General features: G+C 63.7%; 1 protein-coding gene and 1 pseudogene. Both read right to left on the minus strand.

What is annotated here, in order from left to right:
* A pseudogene (locus ACQKPE_RS26440) lies at window positions 1-128 on the minus strand (hypothetical protein); the annotation flags it as partial.
* Between the two features lie 268 nt (window positions 129-396).
* Complete coding sequence (tilS, locus tag ACQKPE_RS26445; RefSeq protein WP_427669639.1) at window positions 397-1692, minus strand: tRNA lysidine(34) synthetase TilS; 1296 nt, start codon at window positions 1690-1692, stop codon at window positions 397-399.
* Window positions 1693-1809 lie beyond the last annotated feature (117 nt).

The following is a 1809-nucleotide window of genomic DNA, read 5'->3' on the forward strand; positions in this document are numbered from 1 at the left end:
GTACGGGTCCAGCTTGAGCATGGTGACCTTGAGCCCCCGCGCTTCCAGGTGGCCGCCAGGGAAGCCGAGGCAATGCCTTTCCCCAATGAAGAAACAACACCGCCCGTGACGAATATGTAGCGCGTCATGAAAAACCCTAGAAGTCTGCGTTAAGGCGGCCAGCGCCGCCGGAGAAAGCGAAGGAGGGCCGAAGCCCGCGATCACCTGCGTCAATCACAGTGCATCTCGAAAAACTGCCGCGTCTGTACAGACCGGGGTTGTCCCGGCATGAAGCTCGCTCGTCATTTTAAGATTCAGCCCAGCAAAAAACTGCTTGGTAATCGGCAACTCCTGTGTTTTCGCGGAACCCACAGAAGCTGTATCAAGAAGGGAGGGTAGTCTACCCGAATGTCCCCTTCACCTCAAACCTTGCACGTTCGTCGGTGGCTGCCAATTCAGTTGGTAACTGCCCTGCCCAAACATTGGCAGGTTCGCCACCGCCAGTATGCGCGTGCCCTGGAACAGCAGCGGCAGGCGCTGGCGCAGGAAATGCGGTACCTGATGTTCGTTGAGCAGGCGTTTGAGGTCGCGGTGGCCGCGCCCCGGAATTTCCAGCACTTCGCCGCCCTGGCGATAAGCGATACGCAAGCCCGGCCCTGGGATGCCGCCCACCAGTCGCACGCTGCCATTGCCTGGCAGGGTGAGCGCCTGGTTCAGGTCTGGCCAAGGCAGCTCGCCCTGCGGCGTTTGCAGCCAATCGCCGCTCAACCACCAAAGCCTGCCATGGCTGCGCTGCAATTGGCCGTCGGTCAGGCGCCAGATCGGCTGGCCGTCGGCCGCGGCATCGCGCAGGCTTTCCCAGCCCGCCCAATGACGGCTGTCGGGCAACCGTGTGCGGCTGCTCAGCCAGAACTGCAAGGCGTTGCGCTGGCGCGCCGGCGAGAGCGCCGCCAGTACGCCAATGTCTAGCGAATCCAGACACTGCCAGGGCAGTGCGGTGCCAGGGCTTGCAGCAGCGATGTCGGTGGCGGCGAGCTCGTCCAGAAGCGTCAAGGCCTCGCCCAGGTGCGCAGCGCTGCGGGCGAGGTTCTGGCTCGCTTGCGGCCAGCGTTGGCGCAATAGTGGGAACACTTGTGCACGCAGGAAGTTACGAGCGAAGGCGGTGTCAGCGTTGGACGGGTCTTCAATCCATTTCAGCCCTGCGCCCTGGGCATATTGCTGCAGGTGGTCACGCGCCTGGTCGAGCAAAGGCCTGACCAAACTCCCCTGCCCCAGCGGACGGGAGACGGGCATCGCCGCCAGGCCGCGCAGGCCGGCGCCGCGCAGCAAACGAAACAGCAGGGTCTCGGCTTGGTCTTCGCGGTGCTGACCGGTGAACAGCACCTCGCCAGGGCCGAGGATTTCAGTGAAGGCTTGATAGCGGGCATCGCGGGCGGCCTGTTCGAGACTGGCGCCTGGGGCGACCTGGACGCTGATCACGCACAGGTCGACGCCCAGTGCATCACACACTTGCTGGCAGTGTGCAGGCCAGGCATCGGCGGCAGCTTGCAGACCGTGATGGATATGCACGGCACGCAGCGGTGGCGAATCATGGTGGCGAGCGTAGTCGGCGAGCAGGTGTAGCAGGACGGTCGAGTCGAGGCCGCCAGAGAAGGCGACGTACCAGGCGGGGGCGTTGAGCCAGGGAGAGAATGATTGGGTGAGGTCGGACATGGTTGCCTCACTGAGGATCGCATCGCGGGGCAAGCCCGCTCCCACAAGGTTAGCGTCGCTTTCGAGGACCACGCTGTACCAGCTCGATACCATCGCGTTCAGGCATGTGCAGGTCAC

Origin of the sequence: Pseudomonas sp. NPDC089554, from assembly GCF_050280645.1 — a bacterium.
Classification (GTDB): Bacteria; Pseudomonadota; Gammaproteobacteria; order Pseudomonadales; family Pseudomonadaceae; genus Aquipseudomonas.